Genomic DNA, 24,438 nt, shown 5'->3' on the forward strand with positions numbered 1-24,438 from the left:
GGGGGGGGGAAGGAGCAACGCCCCCCGGAAAAACAGACCAACGGTAGGTGGGGGGGGGGGCTTTCCCCCCCCCCCCCCCCCACGGCGATGTTTCACGTGGAACAGCGCCACGAGGGGACGCCGGCACCGTGCGGAGGATTTACCCGCACGGCCCGCGATGACGTTTGCAACGGTCCTCGTGTGCAGTATCCATGGAGATGTTGTTAACGGAATGCGCCGAACCCGTCACTCGGCACCCCCGCGCAGCAGCTCACACAAGGGCCCCGCCCGGGTACGGAACCCTCTGGGCGCAGTACCGGCCTCCCGCACAGCGGAGCCGCAGGCCTCACCCCGGCCATTCTGTTTGCGCAAAGAAATGCAACGCCTGCAAAGCCGTATCTGTGACACACGTCACTGGTACGGCTCGTGTCGGTTCCGTCCCGTCCGAGAACCGCCTCGCCAAGGGCACGGGGGCGGGCCATAAGGGGACATACGAAAACCGGTCAGCCGCCGTTATGAGGCGACTGACCGGTCCGAGGTGTGGAGCCTAGGGGAGTCGAACCCCTGACATCTGCCATGCAAAGACAGCGCTCTACCAACTGAGCTAAGGCCCCGTAAGAGGAGCGTCCGACCACAAGAACCATCCGTCGACGGGCGCCGCAGACCAGAGTACCGGGTCACCCAGGGGATCTCGCAAAATATTGGGGGTCCCCGTGGACGACCACTCTCCGTAAGATGCTCGACGTGGTTCGCTGTCGCGAACCGCGGTACTTGGGGAAGCGATGGGGAGACGCAATGGACGCCGCACAGCAGGAAGCAACCGCGAGAGCCCGGGAGCTGCAGCGGAACTGGTACGGGGAGCCGTTGGGGGCGCTCTTCCGTAGGCTCATAGAGGACCTGGGTCTGAACCAGGCGCGTCTTGCCGGGGTGCTGGGGCTTTCCGCACCCATGTTGTCGCAGCTGATGAGCGGTCAGCGGGCCAAGATCGGCAATCCCGCGGTGGTCCAGCGCGTCCAGCTCCTGCAGGACCTGGCGGGGCAGGTCGCCGACGGGAGCGTCAGCGCCGCCGAGGCGACCGAGCGGATGGACGAGATCAAGAAGTCCCAGGGGGGATCGGTGCTCAGCAACACCACGCAGTCCACGACCAGTTCGGGAGCCCCGACGGTCAAGCGGGTGGTCCGCGAGATCCAGTCACTGCTGCGCTCGGTGGCCGCCGCCGGGGACATCATCGACGCGGCGAACACCCTCGCCCCGACCCACCCGGAACTGGCAGAGTTCCTCCGGGTCTACGGTGCCGGCCGTACGTCCGACGCGGTCGCGCACTACCAGTCCCACCAGAGCTGAGCCGAGCCCGGCCGCCGACCGCCCGGCGCTGGAGGCCGTGACACCTTCCAGCCGCCGCACGTCACGCAGCCGGGCACCTCGGAAGAGGTCTCCGGACCGACCGCCGAAGGGGAGCGACGTACGACCATGGGTGAGGTCTTCGCAGGCCGGTACGAACTGGTCGACCCGATCGGGCGCGGGGGAGTCGGTGCCGTGTGGCGCGCCTGGGACCACCGGCGGCGCCGCTATGTCGCCGCCAAGGTGCTCCAGCAGAGCGACGCGCACGCGCTGCTGCGGTTCGTGCGGGAACAGGCGCTGCGGATCGACCATCCTCATGTGCTGGCTCCCGCAAGCTGGGCCGCCGACGACGACAAGGTCCTGTTCACCATGGATCTGGTCGCCGGGGGCTCCCTGGTCCACCTGGTCAACGACTACGGCCCGCTGCCTCCCTCCTTCGTCTGCACCCTGATCGACCAGCTCCTGTCGGGTCTCGCCGCCGTGCACGCGGAGGGGGTCGTGCACCGCGACATCAAGCCCGCCAACGTGCTCCTCGAAGCGTCCGGCACAGCCCGGCCGCGGTTGCGGTTGTCCGATTTCGGCATCGCCATGCGGCTGGGCGAGTCACGGCTCACCGAGACCAACTACGTGGTGGGAACACCTGGTTACCTCGCGCCCGAGCAGATGCTGGGTTCCGAACCTGATTTTCCCGCCGACCTGTTCGCCGTGGGCCTGGTCGCCCTGTACCTCCTGGAAGGCACCAAGCCCGACGCCAAGGCGTTGATCGAGTACTTCGCCGAGCACGGAACGCCGTCCGCCCCGCGGGGCATACCCGAGCCTGTGTGGCAGGTCGTGGCGATGCTCCTCCAGCCGGATCCGCACGCTCGCTTCCGCACCGCCACGGGGGCGCGCAAGGCCCTTGCCGCAGCCGTCGAGCTGCTGCCCGAGCCCGGACCCGACGACGAGCTGATCGAGGTCTTCGACCAACTCGGGCCGCTGCCCGAGGGGTTCGGCCCTGCGGGCCCCCTGGATCCGGGGAACGCTTCGGAAGCGAGCTCGCGGACTCTGTCCTCCCGCGGCCATCCGGACACCACAGCCGCTCACCCCGGACTCGACGACTCCGGCTCAAGGTCCAGATCGGACTTGGGCCTTGGCGCTGACCGTGGCACTGACCTTGATTCCGACTCCGGCGTCCGGCCTGCGTCCAACGCCGAGGACAGGCAGCGCGACCTCGGTACCGGGGCCGTACGCCCGGAATCCCGTTCCGCCGAACTGGAGCGGGCCTCGGCACAGGACTCCGCGCAGGACTCCGTAGGAGAGTGGCCCGCTCCGGACGCCGTACGGTCTCAACCCGCTGCCGACGAGACGGGAGTTGAGCCTGAGCGCGTACGCCCCCTGACCGTCTCCGACGGCGTACCGTCCCGGCCCGTCTCCGAGGACGCCCGACCTCTTGCCGCCCCCGACGACGCACCGCCGGACCCCGCCCTCGGGACCTCTCCCCAGCCGTCCTCGATGTCGGACACCGGCAGCTTCCATCTGCCGCCACCGCGACCCGCTACTACCGCCGGTTCCTCGCGACAACCGCTGGCGGCGCATCCGCTCCACCAGCCCCAGGACCGACAGACGCGGCAACCCCAGCAGGCATGGCCTGAGGCGCAGGCGCCCACTCCCCCCGCCTCGGTCCCGCTCCCCCCGCCGGCGTCCGCCCCGTTCTCCCCGCCGCCCTTCGACCCGACCCCGACGCCCACTCCCCCTACCGCGCCCCTTCCCACGCAGGGGCCCTCCCCTCATCGGACCCCGGCCCCGGCCGCCGCGATGCCGCAGCACGCGTACGCCTCCACTGCTTCGTACACCGCTCGGTCCGTTCAGCTTCCGCCCCGGACGGCGGCGGTTCGGGAACGCCGAGGAAGACGCGCACGGCCGCGTCCGGGGCCGCCCGCCAGGGTCGCGGTGCCGATGCTGCTGCTCGCCCTGGCCTGTTTCGCGGTGGGGTTCTGGGCGCTGACCCAAACCTGACGGAACGAACGGGCCCGGCCCGTGGTCCGGGCGAGGAGCGCTACCAGCCCCGGGTCGTCCTGTGCTCCCAAGGTTCCGGTGCCGGCGTCGGCGTTGTCGGCGGCGGCACGGGAAGCGAGGCCGAGGCCGTGTCCGCGTCCGCCGGGCCTGGCCCCGGAGTTCGTACCGCACGGCGGCGCGCGACCACGGTCCACATTCCGAGGGTCAGCATCAGCAGGCTTCCCGTGCCGATGCCGCCCGCGGCGACCAGCTTCATGGCTCCGCTTCGGCCGGCGTCGCCGCTGCCGCCGTCCCCGGTGCCCGCCGCGCCGTCGTCGGTCGCGTTGTCGGAGTTGCCTACCGGGACCGCGAACACGTCCCGGGGCGTCGCCCGTCCCGCGTAGGCGGGCCCCGCCTGTGCCGCTCCGGCCACGCGCACCCGCAGTGTCAGCCCGAACGGCCCCTCGCCGAAGCGGTCGGCGACCTGCGCGGCGAGATGGACCACAAGGTAGTAGGAGCCGGCGAACCGCATGCCGCTCACGTGGTCGTTGAGGGCATAGCGGTTCTCGTAGGCGACGGGAGGAAGGGGGGCGAGCGCGGCGGAGCGCTGGCTGCCGTCGTATCCGGAGCCGACGCCGTCGACGAAGCCGCGTACGGGGTTGTAGAGGGACATGACGAGAGCGGTGCCCATATAGCCCTCGCCACGGCTCGCGCTGCCCAGGTCCGCGGTGGCGTAGAACTGCTGTCCCCAGCCGACCGGCACCTTGTAGAAGCGGGTCTGCCCCGGGCTGATGTCGTCCTTCCAGACTCCCTGTCCGAGCGGGACGGCCCCGCTGAACCCGGCGCCGCCGGCGCGGTGCTTCGGGGCCCCCACGAGGGCGTCGGGCGACGCGGAGTTCCAGACGTCCGGGGCGTTTGTCGGACCGGGCGCCTTCTTCAGACCGGGCTCCGACACATAGCTGAGCTCCAGGTCCCACGGGCGGGACGAAGAAGGCGCTGTGCCGGCCGAACCCGTCGTACCGCTCGTCGTCCCCGCCGCTCCGGTGCGTTCGACGACCACGTAGTACGTTCCCGCCGGCTGGCAGGCGTACTGCTTGCCGCTCGTCTCACGGGACGCCCAGGCGGCGATGGGGTGCGGGCTCTGGGTGGCGCCGAAGTGGACGGTGCCGGAGAACGAGCAGTTGCGGCCGTTGTCGTCCTGTAGCGAGACCTTGAGGCCGTCCGAGTAGGAGACCGTCGCGCCGCGCCGGGGGACGGCGGTGGCGGAGACGTACGCGCTGGAGACGGCATCGAGTTCGAGACGGTAGTAAAGCCTGCCGTCCCTCCCCGCAACTCCGACGGAGCTCTTGTACGTGCGGCCCGGCTCAAGCCGTACGGAGTCCGTCGTGTCGGTCGTGCCCTTGACGGTGGTGGCGTCCTCGGCGAAGGCGTACGGCCCGGGCGTACTGCCGGCAGCCGTCCTCGCGTCTTCGGCGGTGGTCCGCGCAGCGGGGGCCGCGGGATCGGCCGCAGCGGCCCGGCCCGCGGGTGCGAGGGGCACGCAGAGCGCGGCCGCCGCTGCCGTGGCCACGAGCATCCGGCCGCGCCACGGCCGCGCACACCGGCCCCCGGCTCGCCGGCCCTCCGTGCGCCGCCCCATCACGCGCCACCCCTCGTCGTAGCCCCTGGCGCGGCCCATCCTGCCCCGTCGGCCACGGCGACACCCGGGCTATCAGTGGGAGCGGCTGAAAGGGAACGGCCGTACGGCCACGATTTCCGCCTGCGCAACCGATTTGCTTGCTTTCGTGGACCGGCAGGACCCCGGGAAACACAAAACCCCGACCGCGAGGCGGCCGGGGTCTGCTCCGAGACTGTTGTCGGTACTCACGAACCCGTGGGCACGGAGTCAGTCGCCTCCGTCCACAGATCCTGCTCGGCGCGATCCGCCTGGATCTGGCGGTACACGAGGAGCCCGCCGATGGCGGCCAGTGCGACCAGGAGAAGCTTCTTCACCGCGCGACCTCGTCTTTCGTTGACGTAGGGGACTTCTGGCGCCCGACTATACACACCGACCGATATCGATCGGTGACCTGGATCGGCCCTCAACTGCGGCCCCGCGCGCAGCGATCGAACGGGATGCGACCGCTCCGATCTCAGGGTGATCACACATCACAGAAGGTTACTTTCAAGGGCGTCTAGGGACTTTTCTGATCACTTGCGGCTATTCGGGTGGTGTTCATCTGAACATCAACGCGCCACGGGCGCAGGTCCACCACTTCGCGGCCCGCATACACATCATGAGGAAAGTACGCAAATCGCCCGACCCGAAAGTGAGGGGCCGTGACCCAGAACAAGGTCATGAAGCTGTGGACCGCGATCGTCACCGCGTTCCTGGCGCTATGCACGACGCTCGGACTCATCACCACCACCGCGGCCGCCGCGGTACCGCAGGCCGGCTCGGCCCGCAACGCCGAGACCTCGGTGACCGCCCAGGCGATCGCCCCGGCGACGGCCTCCTGGGCCTGGTCCTACAGTCGGGCACTGCCCCCCACCATGAAGCAACGGATCCGGGCCGAGGCCCACGGCTCCTCGCCGAGCTGCCGCCACCGCGCACCGGCCGACGACGACACGGCGGACCCCGCCGCCCACGGCAGCCTGGAAGGCCTCGCGGACCCCGACACCTGTTCCGGGCCCGAGACCCTCGCAGCGCCCGACACGGAGCCCCCGAGGGCCCTCACACCCGTAGCGCCGCTCCAGCGCTGAGAAGAGCGCTGAGACAAGCGGGGAGCCCCGTACGAGGAGTCGGTACGGGCGGACGGAACCCCGTCCGCAGCCACTTCTCAAGCCTCGCGGCCCTCGGACTCCTTGAACCCCGCGGTCCTTGGCCCCTCCCCGAACCTCGCGGTCTCCGGTCCCTCCTTGCGCTTCGCGGTCTCCTGCCGTTCCTCGGACCTCACGGACCCGGCCGTTCCCTCTGGCCCCGCGGTCCCCGGCCGCTCCTGGTCGGACGCCCGAGACACCCGCCCCTTCACACGGCCTTCCGCGTAACCCGTAACCCCTCACAGACACCCTGACGTAGCGGCGAACTTGCGTACAAAGCACCCAGGGCAAAGGCCCGGCGACTCGGAAGAGTCGCCGGGCCTTCGGCATTGCGCGGCCCCGAGCCTTCCTCCGCGCCTCGCGCACCGGCTCCCTCAGCAGGGGCTGCGCGTCACGATGGCCCGTGTGCCACGACCCCGCATGTGCCACGACCGCATGTGTGCCACGGCAGCCGACGCCCGCGATGGCGCCCACCCCCTCGTGAGGATCCCGCACGGGACACGCAAAAGACCCCCGACCGTGAATGGTCGAGGGTCTTCATGCTGTGGGGCTAACAGGATTTGAACCTGTGGCCTCATCCTTATCAGGGATGCGCTCTAACCAACTGAGCTATAGCCCCGCCGCGCTTTGCGGTGTGTGTCCCGCGCGCTGACCTCTGAAGATTAGCGCACGACGCGGCCAGTCCCAAAATCGATAGTCAGAGGGCGTTTGAACGGACCCTCACTCGTCCTCGGCGAGGGTCAGCTCCACGCCGCCGACGAAGCCGGCGGAGAGGTTGTAGATGAACGCTCCGAGGGTCGCCAGGGCCGTCGCGAGGACCACGTCGATGACCGCGATGATCGACGTGAACAGCAGGACGTGCGGGAGCGAGAGGAACGACTGGAGATCGAAGCCGTTGGACTCGTTCGAGCCGGTCGCCTCGGAGATCGTGCCGCCGACGGTCGAGAAGACGCCCATCGCGTCCATGACCATCCACAGCACCGAGGCCGCCACGATCGTGCAGATGCCGAGCGCGATGGAGAGCAGGAAACTGACCTTCATCACCGACCACGGGTCGGCCTTGGCCACCCGCAGCCGCGCCTTGCGCGTGCGCGGGGTCGTGCGCGCCCCGGTGCGCGGCCGGCGGACGGCGCCCGACGGTGGCTGCGCCGGGTACGCCTGCGGCGGGTGATACGGCTGCGCGGGCTGCTGCCCCTGCCGCTCGCCCGGCAGCGGTGATGCCGCCGCCGGGGGCGATACCGGCGGCGCGCCCGGGGTCACGGGCGCCCCGGCCGGGGCCGCCTGCCCGCCCGCGTACTGCTGGGCCTGCTGGCCTCGGGTGTCCGTCACAGTTCCCCCCTGGGATCCATGAGAGTCATGGGAGTCAGTCTCATCCATGGCGGTGCCACGGCCGCCGTCCGTTTCCGTACCGGTCGATCCGGCGCCCGTGGCTCCGCTCACGACGACTCACTCCTCGCGCTACTCGGCCGAGGACGGCTCGCCCTCTTCCGTACCGATGACCTCGACGCCTTCGGCGGTCTCGTCCACGGCGTCGTCGCCGTCGACTTCCTCCGCCTCGCGGCCGGCCTCGGCGTTACGAGCGATGCCGACCACGGCATCGCGCTTGCCCAGGTTGATCAGTTGGACGCCCATGGTGTCACGGCCCGTCTCCCTGACCTCGTTGACTCGCGTACGAATCACACCACCGGACAGTGTGATGGCGAGGATCTCGTCGGTCTCCTCGACCACCAGCGCGCCGACGAGGGAGCCGCGGTCCTCGACGATCTTGGCGGCCTTGATACCGAGGCCGCCGCGACCCTGGACGCGGTACTCGTCGACGGCGGTCCGCTTCGCGTACCCACCGTCTGTGGCAGTGAACACGAACGTACCGGGTCGAACAACATTCATCGAGAGCAGCTCATCGCTCTCGCGGAAACTCATTCCCTTGACGCCCGAGGTCGCACGGCCCATCGGTCGCAAAGCGTCATCCGTCGCCGTGAACCTGATCGACTGCGCCTTCTTGCTGATCAGGAGCAGATCGTCCTCGGCGGATACGAGTTCGGCTCCGATCAGTTCGTCATCGGATCCGTCCTCCGTCTCACGAAGGTTGATCGCGATGACGCCGCCCGCGCGGGGCGAATCGTAATCCTTGAGAGGCGTCTTCTTGACCAGTCCGCCCTTGGTGGCCAGCACCAGATAGGGCGCCGCCTCGTAGTCGCGGATCGCGAGGATCTCGGCGATCGCCTCGTCCGGCTGGAAGGCCAGCAGGTTGGCGACGTGCTGGCCGCGTGCGTCACGGCCGGCGTCCGGGAGCTCGTACGCCTTGGCGCGGTAGACCCGGCCCTTGTTCGTGAAGAACAGCAGCCAGTGGTGCGTCGTCGACACGAAGAAGTGGTCGACGATGTCGTCCTGCTTCAGCTTCGTGCCGCGGACGCCCTTGCCGCCCCGCTTCTGCGAGCGGTAGTCCTCCGTCTTGGTGCGCTTGATGTAGCCACCGCGCGTGATGGTGACGACGATGTCCTCTTCGGCGATCAGGTCCTCGATGGACATGTCACCGTCGAAGGGCACCAGCTTGGAGCGGCGGTCGTCGCCGAACTTCTCGACGATCGCGGCGAGCTCCTCGCTGATGATGCCGCGCTGACGCACCGGCGAGGCGAGGATCGCGTTGTACTCGCGGATCTTGGCCTGGAGCTCGTCGTGCTCCTGGATGATCTTCTGGCGCTCCAGGGCGGCGAGCCGGCGAAGCTGCATCTCGAGGATCGCGTTGGCCTGGATCTCGTCGATCTCCAGGAGGCCCATCAGGCCCTCTCGAGCGATCTCCACGGTGTCACTGCGCCGGATGAGGGCGATGACCTCGTCGATGGCGTCCAGGGCCTTCAGGAGGCCACGCAGGATGTGCGCGCGCTCCTCGGCCTTGCGCAGCCGGAACTTCGTACGGCGGACGATGACCTCGATCTGGTGCGTCACCCAGTGGCGGATGAACGCGTCCAGGGAGAGGGTGCGCGGCACACCGTCGACGAGCGCCAGCATGTTCGCGCCGAAGTTCGTCTGCAGGTCGGTGTGCTTGTAGAGGTTGTTCAGGACGACCTTGGCGACGGCGTCCCGCTTGAGCACGATCACGAGCCGCTGGCCGGTACGGGAGCTGGTCTCGTCCCGGACGTCCGCGATGCCGCCGACCTTGCCGTCCTTGACCAGGTCGGCGATCTTCTGGGCGAGGTTGTCGGGGTTGACCTGGTACGGGAGTTCGGTCACCACCAGGCACTGGCGGTTCTGGATCTCCTCGACGTCGACGACCGCGCGCATCGTGATGGAGCCACGGCCCGTGCGGTACGCCTCCTCGATGCCCTTGCGGCCCACCACCAGGGCGCCACTCGGGAAATCGGGGCCCTTGATGCGCTCGATCAGGGCGTCCAGGAGCTCCTCGTGGGAGGCCTCGGGGTTCTCCAGGTACCACTGGGCGCCGGCCGCGACCTCGCGCAGGTTGTGCGGCGGGATGTTGGTGGCCATACCGACCGCGATGCCCGCCGAGCCGTTGATCAGCAGGTTCGGGAAGCGGGCCGGCAGGACCGTCGGCTCCTGGTTGCGGCCGTCGTAGTTGTCCGTGAAGTCGACGGTGTCCTCGTCGATGTCGCGGACCATCTCCATGGACAGCGGCTTCAGCTTGCACTCGGTGTACCGCATGGCGGCGGCCGGGTCGTTGCCGGGAGAGCCGAAGTTGCCGTTGGAGTCCACCAGCGGCATCCGCATCGACCACGGCTGCGCGAGGCGGACCAGCGCGTCGTAGATCGAGGAGTCGCCGTGCGGGTGGTAGGTGCCCATGACGTCGCCGACGACGCGGGCGCACTTGTAGAAGCCCTTCTCGGGCCGGTAGCCGCCGTCGTACATGGCGTACAGGACGCGGCGGTGGACGGGCTTGAGACCGTCCCGCACGTCGGGCAGCGCGCGCGACACGATGACGGACATCGCGTAGTCGAGGTACGAGCGCTGCATCTCCGTCTCGAGCCCGACGGGCTCGATGCGCAGGATGATGTCGCCGTCTTCAGGAGTGCTCGAAGTATTCTCGTCGGTCATTGCTGGTGAAGATCCTTTCTGACGCGGTCAGCTGAGACCGACTCAGATGTCGAGGAAGCGGACGTCCTTGGCGTTGCGCTGGATGAACGCGCGGCGCGCCTCGACGTCCTCGCCCATGAGGACCGAGAACAGGTCGTCTGCCTGGGCGGCGTCGTCGAGCGTGACCTGGCCGAGCACGCGGTGCTCCTGGTCCATGGTCGTGATGCGCAGTTCCTCGGCGTTCATCTCACCGAGACCCTTGAAGCGCTGGATCGAGTCCTCGCGGACACGCTTGCCCGCCTGGCGGCCCAGCTCGATCAGCGCGTCGCGCTCACGGTCCGAGTACGCGTACTCGAAGTCGTCCCGGCCCCACTTGATCTTGTAGAGCGGCGGGCGGGACAGGAACACGTGCCCGGCCTCGACGAGGGGCCGCATGAAGCGGAACAGGAAGGTCAGCAGCAGGGTGTTGATGTGCTGGCCGTCGACGTCGGCGTCCGCCATCAGAATGATCTTGTGATAGCGGAGCTTCGCGATGTCGAAGTCCTCGTGGACTCCGGTGCCGAAGGCGGAGATCAGCGCCTGGATCTCCTGGTTCTGCAGGATCTTGTCGATCCGCGCCTTCTCGACGTTGAGGATCTTTCCCCGGATCGGGAGGATCGCCTGGTACTGCGGGTTACGGCCGGACTTGGCCGAGCCGCCGGCGGAGTCGCCCTCGACGATGAAGATCTCGCACTTGATGGGGTCGTTCGACTGGCAGTCGGAGAGCTTGCCCGGCAGGGACGCCGACTCCAGCAGGCCCTTGCGGCGGGTGAGGTCACGCGCCTTGCGGGCCGCCACGCGCGCGGTGGCCGCCTGGATGGACTTGCGGATGATGTCCGCGGCCTCGTTCGGGTTGCGGTCCAGCCAGTCGTTGAGGTGCTCGTAGACCGCCTTCTGGACGAAGGTCTTCGCCTCCGTGTTGCCCAGCTTGGTCTTGGTCTGGCCCTCGAACTGGGGCTCGCTCAGCTTGACCGAGATGATCGCGGTCAGACCCTCGCGGATGTCGTCGCCCGTGAGGTTGTCGTCCTTCTCGCGAAGCAGCTTCTTGTCGCGCGCGTACTTGTTGATGAGCGAGGTCAGCGCCGCACGGAAGCCTTCCTCGTGCGTACCGCCCTCGTGGGTGTGGATGATGTTGGCGAAGGAGTACACGCCCTCGCTGTAGCCGCTGTTCCACTGCATCGCGACCTCGAGGGACAGGCTCTTTTCCTTGTCCTCCGCTTCGAGGTCGATGACGGTGGGGTGCACCACGTCTCCCTTGCGGGAGTTGAGGTACGTCACGTAGTCGACGATGCCGCCCTCGTAGTGGTACGTGACGAACCTGACCTCGTCCTTCTCGTCCGCACCCGCCTCGTCCGCACCCACTGTGGCCTTCGCCACCTCGCGCTCATCAGTGAGTTTGATCGTCAAACCCTTGTTGAGGAACGCCATCTCCTGGAAGCGCCGCGAGAGCGTCTCGAAGGAGTACTCGGTGGTCTCGAAGATGTCGGGATCGGCCCAGAAGGTGACCGACGTGCCGGTGTCCTCGACCGCCTCGTGCTTGGCCAGCGGGGCCGTGGGAACACCGAGCTTGTAGTCCTGCGTCCAGCGGTGGCCCTCGGTCCTGACCTCGACCGAGACCTTGCTCGACAGGGCGTTCACGACGGAGACGCCGACGCCGTGCAGACCGCCGGAGACCGCGTAGCCGCCGCCGCCGAACTTGCCGCCCGCGTGCAGGACCGTCAGCACGACCTCCAGGGCCGGCTTGCCCTCGGACGGGACGATGCCCACCGGGATGCCGCGGCCGTTGTCGATGACGCGCACGCCGCCGTCGTGGAGGATCGTGACGTCGATCGTGTCCGCGTGGCCGGCCAGCGCCTCGTCGACGGAGTTGTCGACGACCTCCTGCACCAGGTGGTGCAGGCCTCGCTCACCGGTCGAGCCGATGTACATACCGGGTCGCTTGCGGACCGCGTCCAGACCCTCGAGGACGGTGATGGCACTGGCGTCGTACGAGGCTGTGACCTCGCCGTTTGCGCCGACGTCGGTGGACGGGATGTTCTCGTTGGGGTTGCCGGAATCGGCCACGAAGCGCCCTTTCTGGCACAGCACAAGCCGAACTCCCGGCGGGTGGCCGGAGCGGCTGCGGCGTGTTGCGGTGGTAAGCCTTGGTCAGCGTTGCTCGGTGCGTCCCACTAGTGGGGCGGGATTAGCTTCCAGTCTACCGGTAGCGCCGACAGTGATGGGGGTTTGCCGGTACCTGAGTCCGCATGTGCCGCCCTGAACCGGTCTCGCCCGACTCCCCATATGCGGACCCGGGCCCAAAGAGGCTTACAGCGGCACTCAGCGCTTCGGGGTGTCAACCCTTGGCTACTGACGAGTCAGGTCGAAGTCCGCCATTGCGTGCGGTTACCCGCGGCGGTCGGACGGAGCCCGTCGAGGGGCGTCCTGCCGGACGGCCGCGGGTAACTCCGGCCAGGGCCTGATACGCCTCTGACCAGGGACGATCGCTGGTTTGTCAGATCAGTCGGCAGGGGTGGCGGGGTGCCGCGCGACCCACCGGCCGCCGCCACGACGAACCCGGGAGAACAGTGAGTCACCCGCGAGCGGGGTCGGCGAAGGGATCGAAGGCGCGACGAGTGGTCACCGCCTCCGGCGTACGGCGACCGCGCGCACACCGATCGCGGGCCCGACGCGACCGGGCTCCGCCGCGGGCGGCGGCCCGAATTCGTTCGCTGTCAGCGGGATCCGCGGCCCGGCGTGGTCACGATCACCGACGGCCCGGCGCCGTCCGAGCCGGCCGCGCCGCACGGTCTGCCGCGGTGGCGAGGTGTCACGGTGGCGCGGTGGCGGTTTGTCGCGCGTCAGATCAGCCGCAGGCACGAGCGGCCGCGGCCGGCGGTCCGGAATCCCTCACGATCACCGGCGGCCGGAGGCAAGGTCGAAGGCGCGGTCGACGGTCTGAGCGTCTTCCGCGTCGTCCGCGGGTACCGCGACGCCGGTCACCGTCAGCGGTGAGCGGCGTCCGGGCGCGTGGCTGTCGTCCGCGGCCGGGCCCGTCGTGGTCCGCCGGTCACCCGTAGGTGTCGCCGGGACCCGTGCTGCCCGGGGCGCGCAACGGCCCGTACCGGCGCGGGGGACCCGTCGGCCCCTGGACCTTGAGCAGGCGCACGGTGCCGTGGCCTAGGTCCTGGTTCAGCCGCGCGACCAACTGCGGTGCCAGCAGGCGCAGCTGGGTCGCCCAGGCCGTCGAGTCGCACTGCACCGTCAGCACCCGTTCGGCCGGGTCGTCGTCGTAGCGCAGCGGAACGCAGTGCTTGGCCAGGTCGTCGCCGACGATCTGCGGCCAGCGGCCCATCACACCGCCCACCGCGGCCGGGGCCTCCCAGCCGCGCTCGCTGAGCAGCCGGTTGATGGCGGCGCCGAGCGCCATGGGATCGCGTCCGTCGGCACCCGAGCCGGAACGCAGGCCGCCGCCGCGCCGCGCCTGCTTCTTCTGCTGGGCCGCGTCCCCACGCGCGCGTGCCTGCTCCTTCGCGGCGCGCAGCGCCACGCGCGCGAGGTCGACGCCGGACGGCTCGGGGGTCTGCTTGCGGGGTTCGGCGCCGGACGTGCCCCCGGAACCCGTTCCCGATGTGTTCTCCGTCATACGCGCTCCACCGTGCCCTCGGACACGGCGTACCGCGTCCCGGCCAGAACATCCGGTACGTCGTCGTCCACGGCGGCCGTCACGAGCACCTGCTCGCCGGGCGCGACAAGTTCCGCGAGGCGCTCGCGCCTGCGGGTGTCCAGCTCCGCGAAGACGTCGTCGAGGATCAGCACCGGCTCATTGCCCTCGGCCCTGAGCAGGTCGTACGAGGCCAGGCGCAGCGCCAGCGCGTACGACCAGGACTCGCCGTGGGAGGCGTATCCCTTGGCTGGCAGCTGACCGAGTTTGAGGACCAGATCGTCCCGATGGGGCCCTACGAGGGTCACACCGCGCTCGATCTCCGGCTTGCGTGCCTCTTCCATGGCCGCCATCAGCTGGGCGTAGAGCTCCTCGCGGGCGTGGCCCACGATGCCGGGCGAGGACGCCTTGTACTCCAGGGCGACGGGCCCTCCGCCCGGCGCCAGCTGCTCGTAGGCCTTGTCGGCCAGCGGTTGGAGGGCGGCGACCAGGTCGAGCCGCTGGGCCAGCAGCTCGGCACCCACGCGCGCGAGGTGCTGGTCCCACACGTCGAGCGTGGACAGGTCCATGGTGCGGCCGCCGTGCCGGCGGGCCAGCGCGGCCGACTTCAGGAGGGTGTTGCGCTGCTTGAGGACCCGGTCGTAGTCGGACCGGACGCCCGCCATGCGCGGGGAGCGGGCGGTGATCAGCTCGTCGAGGAACCGGCGTCGCTCTCCGGGGTCGCCCTTGACGAGGGCGAGGTCCTCGGGGGCGAACAGGACGGTTCGCACGATGCCGAGTACGTCACGGGGTCTGGCCTGGGAGGACCTGTTGATGCGGGCGCGGTTGGCCTTGCCGGGATTCAGCTCCAGCTCGATGAGCTGCTGGCGCTCTCCCTGGCGGACGTTGGCCCGGATGATCGCCCGGTCGGCGCCCATACGGACGAGCGGCGCGTCGGAGGAGACGCGGTGGCTGCCGAGGGTCGCGAGATAGCCGACCGCCTCGACCAGGTTCGTCTTGCCCTGTCCGTTGGGACCCACGAACGCGGTGACGCCCGGGTCGAGCGGGACCTCGACCCGGGCGTACGAGCGGTAGTCGGCCAGCGACAGATGCGTGACGTGCATGGTCGTTCGCCGACCTCCCCCAGCATGGTGTTTCGGGTTGTCCCCGGGGTCCGGGCCGGACCCCGGTTCTCGGGTTTCGTCCCCGGCTGTGGACAACCGGGTCACCCCGGGTGCGGAGAACCCGGGGCGTCGATCAGGCCTTCTCGACGGCGTGGCCGCCGAACTGGTTGCGCAGCGCCGCGATCATCTTCATCTGCGGCGAGTCGTCCTGCCGCGAGGCGAAGCGGGCGAAGAGCGACGCGGTGATCGCGGGAAGCGGCACCGCGTGGTCGATGGCGGCCTCCACGGTCCACCGGCCCTCGCCGGAGTCCTGTGCATAGCCCTTGAGCTTCTCGAGGTGCTCGTCCTCGTCCAGCGCGTTGACGGCGAGGTCGAGCAGCCAGGAGCGGATGACCGTGCCTTCCTGCCAGGAGCGGAAGACCTCACGTACGTCGGTGACGGAGTCGACCTTCTCCAGGAGCTCCCAGCCCTCGGCGTAGGCCTGCATCATGGCGTACTCGATGCCGTTGTGGACCATCTTCGCGAAGTGGCCCGCGCCGACCTTGCCCGCGTGCACCGCTCCGAAGTCACCCTCGGGCTTGAGCGCGTCGAAGACCGGCTGCACCTTGGCGACGTGCTCGGCGTGGCCGCCGTACATCAGCGCGTAGCCGTTCTCCAGGCCCCAGACGCCGCCGGAGACGCCGCAGTCGACGAAACCGATGCCCTTGATGCCCAGCTCGACGGCGTGCTTCTCGTCGTCCGTCCAGCGTGAGTTGCCGCCGTCCACGACGACGTCGCCGGGCTCCAGCAGGGCGGCCAGCTCGTCGACGGTGGACTGGGTGGCGGCGCCCGCCGGGACCATGACCCACACCACGCGCGGGCTCTTGAGCTTGCCCACGAGTTCTTCCAGGCTGTGGACATCGGCGAGGTCCGGGTTGCGGTCGTATCCGATGACGGTGTGACCTGCGCGGCGGATCCGCTCGCGCATGTTGCCGCCCATCTTGCCGAGGCCGACGAGACCGAGCTCCATCAGTTGTTCCTTAAGGGTTGCGACGTGGCGTGAGGGCACTCTCGTACCTGGGTCCGAGCCTAGACCTGGGGGTACCACCCACGCCTTTCGGGCACCGGGGGAACACACGCACATCTGTGGGCATAGCCGCTCAGACGTATGCCCTACCCGCGGTGCGGCCCGCCGGGCCCTGGGGACCGGCGGGCTCCGGGGTCAGCCGGACAGGCGCACCGGCATGATCAGGTACTTGTATGCCTCGTCCGCCTCGGCGTCCACGGCGGGCCTGCCGCTCAGCAGCGCGGGCTTCGTGGACGTCGTGAAGGAGAGCTGGGCCACGGGCGAGTCGATGGCACTCAGGCCGTCGAGCAGGAACGTCGGGTTGAAGGCGATCGAGACGTCGTCGCCCTCCAGCTGGGCGTCGACCCTTTCCACAGCCTGTGCGTCGTCGCTGGAGCCGGCCTCCAGGATCAGCACGCCCTGCTCGAAACTCAGCCGCACCGGGGTGTTCCGCTCGGCGACCAGGGCCACACGCTTGACGGCCTCCACGAAGGGGGCGGTCTCGATGACGGCGATGGAGTTGAACTCCGTCGGGAACAGCGAGCGGTACTTCGGAAGGTCGCCTTCGAGCAGTCGGGTGGTCGTACGCCGCCCGGCACCCTCGAAGCCGATCAGGCCCTCGCCCGCGCCGGAGCCGGACAGCGCCAGGATCACGCTGTCGCCGCTCGTGAGGGCCTTGGCGGTGTCCAGGAGCGTCTTGGCGGGCACCAGGGCGACCGCGGACGCCTCCGGGTCCTCCGGCTTCCACAGGAACTCGCGGACCGCGAAGCGGTAGCGGTCGGTGGACGCCAGGGTGACCTTGTCGCCCTCGATCTCGATGCGCACACCGGTGAGCACGGGGAGCGTGTCGTCGCGCCCGGCGGCGATGGCCACCTGGGCGGCGGCCGAGGCGAAGACCTCACCGGGGACGGTGCCGGTGGCCGACGGCATCTGGGGCAGTGCCGGGTACTCCTCCACAGGAAGGGTGTGGAGGGTGAACCGCGAGGAGCCGCAGACCACGGTCGCCCGTACACCGTCTGTGGAAATCTCCACCGGCCGGTTGGGGAGCGCCCGGCAGATGTCCGCGAGGAGGCGGCCGGACACGAGGACCGTGCCCTCCTCGTCGATCTCCGCGTCCACGGAGACCCTCGCCGAGACCTCGTAGTCAAAGCTGGAGAGGCTCAGTGCGCCCTCCTCGGCCTTCAGAAGAAGGCCGGCGAGGACAGGCGCCGGCGGACGGGCCGGGAGGCTGCGTGCCGCCCAGGCCACTGCCTCCGCGAGTACGTCGCGTTCCACCCGGATCTTCACCGTTGCCGCCTCCGTCTGTTGCCGGCGCTCTCGCCCTGCTGGCCTTCGTCGTCTCACTCGGTGTCGCTCGGACCGTTGAAGGGGAAGGACACCGGGGAACAGTCTGACGCACCGCGCTGACAGTCGGTGCCTCTCGGGGTCAAGTCGTGCCGAGCGGCACTTGGGCCTCCGAGGGCAAGTTGTGCACAGCCCCCACTTCGAAACGGTTCTCAAGCTATCTCTAGTTGGTCTTAGTAGTAGGGCCTGTGGAAACCGTGGATAACCCCGTTTTCGCAGCTCAGAGGCGATTTTTTGTCCACTGGCCCTGTGGGTGGAGGCGGTGGACAACCGGGGGTATCTGTGGACGACGAAAAGTTCTGCACACTCGATCCACAGCTTGGGGTCACTTCTCCCCAGCGTCGTCCCCAGCTTTGCCCGTGTTCCCCACAGCCCAATCAGGCACCTTGGTGTGACGCCTTTCACTCGACGCGGTGAGAGTGCGCGGCGCGTTGCCGAACAGTGGACAGAGGTGTGGAGAAGCTAGGGATCACTGGGGACAACGGGCCCCGGCCTGTGGGTCACCGGTGGACAACTTCGCGTACGGCTTGTGGATCCTTTCTTCGTCCACAGGCTGTGGATAGTCTTTGTCCACGAATCCACAGGCGGTTGACCTGGTCTGATGGTCTTTCAACAGTGCTTCCTGTGGAAACTATCTGGACAACTTCCCAGTCCCCAGGGTGTGGACGGAAGAAAGTCACCACATCTGTGGAGAGTGGCCGTAACCAGGCTCGGATTCGAACAGCAGGTGTCGGGCCGGTAGCGGTGAAAGCGAGGCGGGAACCCTCGGAAACGGGGCCCGAACCTCTCAAGAAGCGTGAACGAAGCTCCCGGAGGGTGTGTTCGGACCTCTTGGAGCGTGCGGCTGAGCTGTTCCGGGAACGGCGAAGGGCGCCCCGGGAGGATGTCCCGGGGCGCCCTCAGACGCGTACGACTGCTTCTTGGTCTGGCGGAGCAGTTCTGACCGGCCGCCCCTGAGCGAGCGTGCCGGCCACGACCGCGAAGTCGGGGCCGGCGTCGGCTCGGTGGCGGCCTCCGTCAGCCGTTCTTGATGCGGTTCGTGAGCTCGGTGACCTGGTTGTAGATGGAGCGGCGCTCGGCCATCAGCGCGCGGATCTTGCGGTCGGCGTGCATCACGGTCGTGTGGTCGCGGCCGCCGAACTGCGCGCCGATCTTCGGCAGCGACAGATCGGTGAGCTCACGGCACAGGTACATGGCGATCTGGCGTGCCGTCACCAGGACGCGGCTGCGCGAGGACCCGCACAGGTCGTCCACCGTGAGCCCGAAGTAGTCGGCGGTGGCCGCCATGATCGCGGTCGCGGTGATCTCGGGGGCCGAGTCCTCGCCGCCGGGGATCAGGTCCTTGAGGACGATCTCCGTCAGACCGAGGTCCACCGGCTGCCGGTTGAGCGACGCGAACGCCGTCACCCGGATCAGCGCGCCCTCCAGCTCGCGGATGTTGCGCGAGATCCGGGACGCGATGAACTCCAGCACCTCCGGCGGGGCGTTGAGCTGCTCCTGCACCGCCTTCTTACGAAGGATGGCGATACGGGTCTCCAGCTCGGGCGGCTGGACGTCGGTGATCAGACCCCACTCGAAACGGTTCCGCAGCCGGTCCTCCAGCGTGACCAGCTGCTTGGGCGGCCGGTCGCTGGAGAGCACGATCTGCTTGTTCGCGTTGTGGAGCGTGTTGAAGGTGTGGAAGAACTCCTCCTGTGTCGACTCCTTGTCCGCGAGGAACTGGATGTCGTCGACGAGCAGGATGTCCATCTCCCGGTACCGCTTGCGGAAGCTGTCGCCCTTGCCGTCGCGGATGGAGTTGATGAACTCGTTGGTGAACTCCTCCGAGCTCACGTACCGCACCCGTGTGCCCGGGTAGAGGCTGCGCGCGTAGTGCCCGATCGCGTGCAGCAGGTGCGTCTTGCCCAGGCCCGACTCCCCGTAGATGAAGAGGGGGTTGTACGCCTTCGCCGGCGCCTCGGCGACGGCCACGGCGGCCGCGTGCGCGAACCGGTTCGAGGCGCCGATCACGAACGTGTCGAAGAGGTACTTCGGGTTCAGCCGCGCGGTGGGCTCGCCCGGGCCCGAAGCCGACGCGGGCTGCGTGGCCTTGGACCCGGGGGCACCGCCCGAGGACGACAGCGAAGGGCCGCCCCTGCGCCCCTGACCGCCGCCGGAGAGGTCCTGCAGATCACGGCGGTCGGAACGCTGGTCGTAGTCCTGGCGCTGCTGCTCGTAGGGCGAGCGGTCCATGGACTGCGGCCGGTAGTCCTGGGGCGGCGAGGCGTAGGGGTCCCGCTCCGGGAAGCCGAGGCGCTGCTGCTGCCAGCCGTAGTCGTCCTGGGAGTGGCGCGGCCAGGCGCCCGGCTCAGGGCGCTGGTAGTCCGGGTACGCGGGACGGGCGGTCGGCAGCTGGTCGCCCGGGGCACCGGGCAGCGGTTCGGCGCGGCCGCCGCGGTGGTCGTCGGCGCGGTGGCGGCCGTACCCCTCGTATCCGTCGCGACGGGAGTCGTACGGACTGCGGTCCTCGCGCCCCTGCGGCTCGTACGTGTTGCGGTCGTCACGGCCCTGACCGCCGCCGTCGTAGGCGCCGCGGTCGTCCCGTCCCTGGCCCTCGTACGCGCTCCGGTCGTCGCGGTTCTGGCCGCCCTCGTACGTGCCGCGGTCGTCGCGGGCCTGACCGGCGTCGTAGGCGCTCCGGTCGTCGCGTCCCTGGTTCTCGTACGGGTCACGGCCCTGGCCCGGCCCGCCGGGGAGCTCGGGCTCCTCGTAGCGGGGCGGGGCGGGCGAGGAGGGCTCGCCCGCGGAGTCGTCGACCGTGATGGCGATACGGATGGGGCGGCCGCACTCGCGGCTCAGCGTCTCGCTGACGATCGGAGCGAGCCGGCCCTCCAGTACGTTCTTCGCGAACTCGTTGGGGACGGCGAGCAGAGCGGTGTCCGCGACCAGCGCCAGGGGCTGGCAGCGCTTGATCCAGTGCTCGTCCTTCGCCTCGACACCCTGCCCGCGGCCCTCGCCCAGAAGTTGTTCCAGTACGCGTGGCCACACTGCGGCAAGATCGGCAGGTACGTCAGCCACGGGGCACGCTCTCTCACGGGTCCCACGAACGTGTGGTTCTGGGAACAGGTTGGGAAGTCAGTCGCTTGGGGCGGGGAGGAACAAAACCGCTGGGGCGGTGAGAAGGGAACGAATCGGAGTTCAGCCACGGTAGTCAGGGCGACCGGTGCGGTTCAAGTTGTTGTCCCCAGCCTGTGGATAGTGTCTCCTGTCAGAGACTGGTTTGACCGGATGGCGTAGCCGCGCGTACCGTAACCAGGTCGAGTTGTCGATGGCTGCTGCCGCCTGCCTCCGATGGGCACAGATCGCGAAGAGTGATCGGGAAGCGGTGCACTCGGGCGTAATGCGAGTTTCCTCGTGGGCGCACGGTGACAGCCAGGACGGCACCCCGCCACCACCGATTCTTTCTGGAGCCCCCTAGTGAGCAAGCGCACCTTCCAGCCGAACAACCGTCGTCGCGCCAAGACCCATGGCTTCCGCCTGCGGATGCGCACCCGTGCCGGCCGCGCGATTCTCGCGAACCGCCGTGGCAAGGGTCGCGCCAGCCTGTCCGCCTGATTACTTACAGGTCATGATCTCGTGCTGCCTACCGAGCATCGGCTGAGGCGGCGCGAAGACTTCGCGACCGCGGTACGCCGAGGACGCCGGGCCGGACGCCCGCTTCTCGTCGTCCATCTACGTAGCGGTGCAACGGACCCGCACGCGCCTGGGGAGAGCGCTCCCTCGACGCGTGCGGGTTTCGTCGTGAGCAAAGCCGTGGGCGGAGCGGTCGTACGCAACAAGGTGAAGCGCAGACTTCGCCATCTGATGCGCGACCGAGTCGCCCTGTTGCCCCCCGGTAGCCTGGTAGTCGTACGAGCGCTGCCCGGTGCGGGTGACGCCGACCATGAACAGCTGGCCCGAGACCTGGATGCCGCCCTGCAGCGGCTGCTGGGAGGGGGCGCGCGATGAAGTACCCACTGCTTGCTCTCATCAAGCTGTACCAGTGGACGATCAGCCCGTTGCTCGGGCCGGTCTGCAAGTACTACCCGTCGTGCTCCCGATACGGCTACACAGCCATCGACCGGCACGGTGCGATCAAGGGAACGGCACTTACCGCCTGGCGCATCCTCCGGTGCAATCCGTGGTCGCTGGGCGGTGTGGACCATGTTCCGCAACGCAAGCGTCCGCGGTGGCACGAATTGCTGCGTAACGCCTGGCGTGCACGCAAGGGCGGGACCTCCGCCGCCGAACCGGCCACCGGGGAGACCACTGCCCCGAGCCCGGCCGCCGAGACCCCGTCCCATGCTCAAGGAGCTTGATTAGTGGACACGATTGCCAGCCTTTTCAGCTTCATCACGACACCTGTTTCCTGGGTCATCGTCCAGTTCCATGCCGTGTACGGGAAGATCTTCGGTCCCGACACCGGCTGGGCCTGGGGCTTGTCCATCGTGTCCCTGGTGGTTCTGATCCGTATCTGCCTGATCCCGCTCTTTGTGAAGCAGATCAAGGCCACCCGGGCCATGCAGACACTGCAGCCCGAGATGAAGAAGATCCAGGAGCGCTACAAGAACGACAAGCAGCGCCAGTCCGAAGAGATGATGAAGCTGTACAAGGACACGGGTACCAACCCGCTCTCCTCGTGCCTTCCCATCCTGGCGCAGTCGCCGTTCTTCTTCGCCCTGTACCACGTGCTCAACGGCATCGCGACGGGCAAGACGATCGGCGTCCTCGACGATCAGCTGCTCGCCAGCGCGCGTAAGGCACACATCTTCGGCGCCCCGCTCGCGGCGAAGTTCACCGACAGCGCCGAGACGGTCCACCAGCTCGGCGCCACGCTGATGGACGTCCGCGTCGTCACCGCGATCATGATCGTGCTGATGTCGGGCTCGCAGTTCTACACCCAGCGTCAGCTGATGACGAAGAACGTCGACACCACGGTGAAGACGCCCTTCATGCAGCAGCAGAAGATGCTGATGTACGTCTTCCCGGTGATGTTCGCCTTCTTCGGCATCCGGTTCCCCGTCGGTGTCCTCATCTACTGGCTGACCACCAACGTGTGGACCATGGGCCAGCAGATGTACGTCATCCGCAACAACCCGACGCCGGGTTCGAAGGCTCAGGCCGCTTACCTGGAGCGTCTGCAGAAGCACGTCACGAGCCACGGCAAGACGCGTCGCCGCAGCGAGAAGGCCATCGTCAAGGCCATCGTCGCCAAGGGTCGCGACCGCAACGAGTTCGAGCGCAAGTTCATCAACAGCCTGACCAAGGCGGGCCTCGTGGCCCAGCCCGACGGCCTTGTGGTGACGGGCGAGAACGCGGTGGTCATCGAGTCCGAGGACGGCACCACGACGACCACCGCGGCTGCCGCTCCCAAGCGTCAGCAGCCGAAGCGGCAGTCCAAGTCGCAGCGCCAGTCGGGCGTGGCGTCCGCCGGCGCCCCGGCGGACGAGTCGGAGCCGAAGACCTCGCTGACCAAGTCCGACGAGCCGCAGGATGCCAAGCCCTCCGCCGCAAAGCCGGCCCCTGGAAGCGGTAACACGCCCGGCGCCGGTACCCGCAGCAAGGCCCAGTCCGGACAGCGCAAGGGCCCGCAGCGGCCCAAGTCCCCGTCCAAGAAGTAAGAAGGAGTCCATCCCGTGACGGAAGGCACCACCTCCGCCGCCGCTGAGGGCGACACCCTGACCCGCCTGGAGCAGGAGGGCGAGATCGCGGCGGACTACCTCGAAGGTCTGCTCGACATCGCCGATCTCGACGGCGACATCGACATGGACGTCGAGGCCGACCGCGCCGCTGTCTCGATCATCAGCGACTCGGGCGGCCGAGACCTGAACAAGCTGGTCGGCCGGGACGGCGAGGTGCTGGAGGCGCTCCAGGAGCTCACGCGTCTGGCCGTGCACCGGGAGACCGGGGACCGCAGCCGGCTGATGCTGGACATCGCGGGGTTCCGGGCCAAGAAGCGCGAGGAGCTCTCCGAGCTGGGTGCCAAGGCCGCCGCCGAGGTCAAGAGCTCCGGTGAGCCGGTGAAGATGGACCCGATGACGCCCTTCGAGCGCAAGGTGGTGCACGACGCGGTCAAGGCCGCGGGCCTGCGCAGCGAGTCCGAGGGCGAGGAGCCGCAGCGCTTCGTCGTCGTGCTCCCCGCCTGATCGGTACGTACGTTCTTTCGGCCCCGTCTGTTGCGCAGGCGGGGCCGAATTTTGTCAGCCTGATAGTCCTGGTGATCAGCGCCGAGTGCGCTTGAGCGGTACGGAAGGACGGTCCCCCGTGACGGAGGCAGCGGAGCTTCCCCCCGCGCCCGAGCAGGCGCGCGAGGTATTCGGTGATCGCTTCGCGGACGCGGTCCGGTACGCGGAACTGCTGGCCGAGGCGGGAGTGCAGCGCGGGCTGATCGGCCCCCGTGAAGTGCCCCGGCTGTGGGAGCGGCACCTGCTGAACTGCGCGGTGCTCTCCGAGGTCGTGCCCGAGGGCGTGACCGTGTGCGATGTCGGTTCCGGTGCCGGACTGCCCGGCATTCCGCTGGCGCTTGTCCGGGAGGACCTCAAGATCACGCTGCTTGAGCCCCTGCTGCGCCGGACCACCTTCCTCACCGAAGTCGTGGAGCTGCTCGGCCTCGACCATGTGACCGTCGTGCGCGGTCGTGCCGAGGAGGTCATGGGGACGCTGCAGCCGGTTCACGTGGTGACGGCCAGGGCGGTTGCCCCGCTAGACCGGCTGGCGGCCTGGGGTATCCCGCTGCTGCGCCCGTACGGCGAGATGCTGGCCCTCAAGGGCGACACCGCCGAGGAGGAGCTGAAGACCTCCGCCACGGCGCTGAGCAAGCTCGGTGCCGTCGAGACATCCATCCTGCATGTCGGTGAGGGCATCGTGGACCCGCTCTCCACCGTGGTGCGGGTGGAAGTGGGCGAGAGCCCCGGCGGGGTGCGCTTCGCGGCGAAGCGGGCCAAGGCCGCCAGGACGGGCCGGACGCGTCGCCGACGCTGATCCTGGACGATGTGAGCATCGCTGCTCCCGGTCCCCGCGCGACGGGGCCGGGAGTTTCTCTGTTCAGGACCAGGAGTTATTTGTCACTCCCGCTGGATCGGTCCTGCCGATCGGGCGCACTCCGCAAAAGATGCCAAACCAGT

The 24,438-nt window shown here is 68.8% G+C and carries 19 protein-coding genes and 2 tRNA genes; 9 read left to right on the forward strand and 12 right to left on the reverse strand.

Annotated elements, in window-relative coordinates:
• Positions 1 to 520 precede the first annotated feature (520 nt).
• Positions 521 to 593, reverse strand: a tRNA-Ala gene (locus ACZ6KY_RS13225).
• Between the two features lie 181 nt (positions 594 to 774).
• Between ACZ6KY_RS13225 and ACZ6KY_RS13230 the strand changes: the two genes are divergently transcribed.
• Positions 775 to 1,323 (forward strand): helix-turn-helix domain-containing protein, encoded by a 549-nt coding sequence (locus ACZ6KY_RS13230; protein ID WP_469310408.1) that lies wholly within the window; start codon positions 775 to 777, stop codon positions 1,321 to 1,323.
• Between the two features lie 126 nt (positions 1,324 to 1,449).
• Positions 1,450 to 3,315, forward strand: a complete 1,866-nt coding sequence (locus ACZ6KY_RS13235) for a serine/threonine-protein kinase (protein WP_469310409.1) — start codon at positions 1,450 to 1,452, stop codon at positions 3,313 to 3,315.
• Positions 3,316 to 3,355: 40 nt separating this feature from the next.
• Here the strand turns inward: ACZ6KY_RS13235 and ACZ6KY_RS13240 are convergent, their stop codons facing one another.
• Together ACZ6KY_RS13240 and ACZ6KY_RS13245 are read right to left on the reverse strand one after the other, a co-directional pair.
• Complete coding sequence (locus tag ACZ6KY_RS13240; protein ID WP_469310410.1) at positions 3,356 to 4,870, reverse strand: hypothetical protein; 1,515 nt, start codon at positions 4,868 to 4,870, stop codon at positions 3,356 to 3,358.
• Positions 4,871 to 5,157: 287 nt separating this feature from the next.
• Positions 5,158 to 5,286 carry a DLW-39 family protein gene (locus ACZ6KY_RS13245; protein ID WP_003999697.1) on the reverse strand — a complete coding sequence of 43 codons (129 nt, stop codon included), beginning with the start codon at positions 5,284 to 5,286 and terminating at the stop codon, positions 5,158 to 5,160.
• Between the two features lie 327 nt (positions 5,287 to 5,613).
• On the opposite strand from ACZ6KY_RS13245, the gene ACZ6KY_RS13250 reads away from it, so the two are divergent.
• Positions 5,614 to 6,036: a DUF6344 domain-containing protein gene (locus ACZ6KY_RS13250; RefSeq protein ID WP_469310411.1), complete on the forward strand. Its 423-nt coding sequence runs from the start codon at positions 5,614 to 5,616 to the stop codon at positions 6,034 to 6,036.
• 602 nt (positions 6,037 to 6,638) lie between these two features.
• Here ACZ6KY_RS13250 and ACZ6KY_RS13255 read toward each other — a convergent pair.
• From ACZ6KY_RS13255 to dnaA, 9 genes are all read right to left on the reverse strand, one after another.
• Positions 6,639 to 6,712, reverse strand: a tRNA-Ile gene (locus tag ACZ6KY_RS13255).
• 101 nt (positions 6,713 to 6,813) lie between these two features.
• Positions 6,814 to 7,533, reverse strand: coding sequence for a DUF3566 domain-containing protein (locus tag ACZ6KY_RS13260; RefSeq protein ID WP_469310412.1), 720 nt, complete (start codon positions 7,531 to 7,533; stop codon positions 6,814 to 6,816).
• Positions 7,534 to 7,551: 18 nt separating this feature from the next.
• Positions 7,552 to 10,143 (reverse strand): DNA gyrase subunit A, encoded by a 2,592-nt coding sequence (gene gyrA, locus ACZ6KY_RS13265; protein WP_469310413.1) that lies wholly within the window; start codon positions 10,141 to 10,143, stop codon positions 7,552 to 7,554.
• Between the two features lie 42 nt (positions 10,144 to 10,185).
• The gene (gene gyrB / locus ACZ6KY_RS13270; protein WP_469310414.1) at positions 10,186 to 12,249 is read right to left on the reverse strand and encodes a DNA topoisomerase (ATP-hydrolyzing) subunit B; all 2,064 of its coding nucleotides are present in this window, start codon (positions 12,247 to 12,249) and stop codon (positions 10,186 to 10,188) included.
• Between the two features lie 961 nt (positions 12,250 to 13,210).
• Entirely contained in the window at positions 13,211 to 13,786 is a 576-nt protein-coding gene (locus ACZ6KY_RS13275; protein WP_469310415.1) for a DciA family protein, read from the reverse strand.
• Positions 13,783 to 14,907 carry a DNA replication/repair protein RecF gene (recF, locus tag ACZ6KY_RS13280; RefSeq protein ID WP_469310416.1) on the reverse strand — a complete coding sequence of 375 codons (1,125 nt, stop codon included), beginning with the start codon at positions 14,905 to 14,907 and terminating at the stop codon, positions 13,783 to 13,785. Before recF ends, ACZ6KY_RS13275 begins: the two co-directional genes overlap by 4 nt.
• Positions 14,908 to 15,040: 133 nt before the next feature.
• Positions 15,041 to 15,916, reverse strand: coding sequence for a phosphogluconate dehydrogenase (NAD(+)-dependent, decarboxylating) (gene gnd, locus ACZ6KY_RS13285; RefSeq protein ID WP_469310417.1), 876 nt, complete (start codon positions 15,914 to 15,916; stop codon positions 15,041 to 15,043).
• 192 nt (positions 15,917 to 16,108) lie between these two features.
• On the reverse strand, positions 16,109 to 17,239 hold the full coding sequence (gene dnaN / locus ACZ6KY_RS13290) for a DNA polymerase III subunit beta (RefSeq protein WP_469310418.1): 1,131 nt from the start codon (positions 17,237 to 17,239) through the stop codon (positions 16,109 to 16,111).
• Positions 17,240 to 18,313: 1,074 nt separating this feature from the next.
• Positions 18,314 to 20,353: a chromosomal replication initiator protein DnaA gene (dnaA, locus tag ACZ6KY_RS13295; protein ID WP_469310419.1), complete on the reverse strand. Its 2,040-nt coding sequence runs from the start codon at positions 20,351 to 20,353 to the stop codon at positions 18,314 to 18,316.
• A 399-nt stretch (positions 20,354 to 20,752) separates the two neighbouring features.
• Here dnaA and rpmH point away from each other — a divergent pair, with 399 nt between their 5' ends.
• The 6 genes from rpmH to rsmG all read left to right on the forward strand — a co-directional run bounded on the left by rpmH (position 20,753) and on the right by rsmG (position 24,295).
• Positions 20,753 to 20,890 (forward strand): 50S ribosomal protein L34, encoded by a 138-nt coding sequence (gene rpmH, locus ACZ6KY_RS13300; RefSeq protein ID WP_006381191.1) that lies wholly within the window; start codon positions 20,753 to 20,755, stop codon positions 20,888 to 20,890.
• Positions 20,891 to 20,911: 21 nt separating this feature from the next.
• Complete coding sequence (gene rnpA, locus ACZ6KY_RS13305) at positions 20,912 to 21,283, forward strand: ribonuclease P protein component (RefSeq protein WP_328554536.1); 372 nt, start codon at positions 20,912 to 20,914, stop codon at positions 21,281 to 21,283.
• Positions 21,280 to 21,633, forward strand: a complete 354-nt coding sequence (yidD, locus tag ACZ6KY_RS13310; RefSeq protein WP_469310420.1) for a membrane protein insertion efficiency factor YidD — start codon at positions 21,280 to 21,282, stop codon at positions 21,631 to 21,633. Before rnpA ends, yidD begins: the two co-directional genes overlap by 4 nt.
• 3 nt (positions 21,634 to 21,636) lie before the next feature.
• Positions 21,637 to 22,935, forward strand: coding sequence for a membrane protein insertase YidC (yidC, locus tag ACZ6KY_RS13315; protein ID WP_469310421.1), 1,299 nt, complete (start codon positions 21,637 to 21,639; stop codon positions 22,933 to 22,935).
• A 15-nt stretch (positions 22,936 to 22,950) separates the two neighbouring features.
• Positions 22,951 to 23,460 (forward strand): Jag family protein, encoded by a 510-nt coding sequence (locus ACZ6KY_RS13320; RefSeq protein ID WP_467755067.1) that lies wholly within the window; start codon positions 22,951 to 22,953, stop codon positions 23,458 to 23,460.
• A gap of 118 nt (positions 23,461 to 23,578) precedes the next feature.
• The gene (rsmG, locus tag ACZ6KY_RS13325) at positions 23,579 to 24,295 is read left to right on the forward strand and encodes a 16S rRNA (guanine(527)-N(7))-methyltransferase RsmG (RefSeq protein ID WP_469310422.1); all 717 of its coding nucleotides are present in this window, start codon (positions 23,579 to 23,581) and stop codon (positions 24,293 to 24,295) included.
• Positions 24,296 to 24,438 lie beyond the last annotated feature (143 nt).

It is taken from the genome of Streptomyces sp. NPDC042002 (assembly GCF_055588305.1).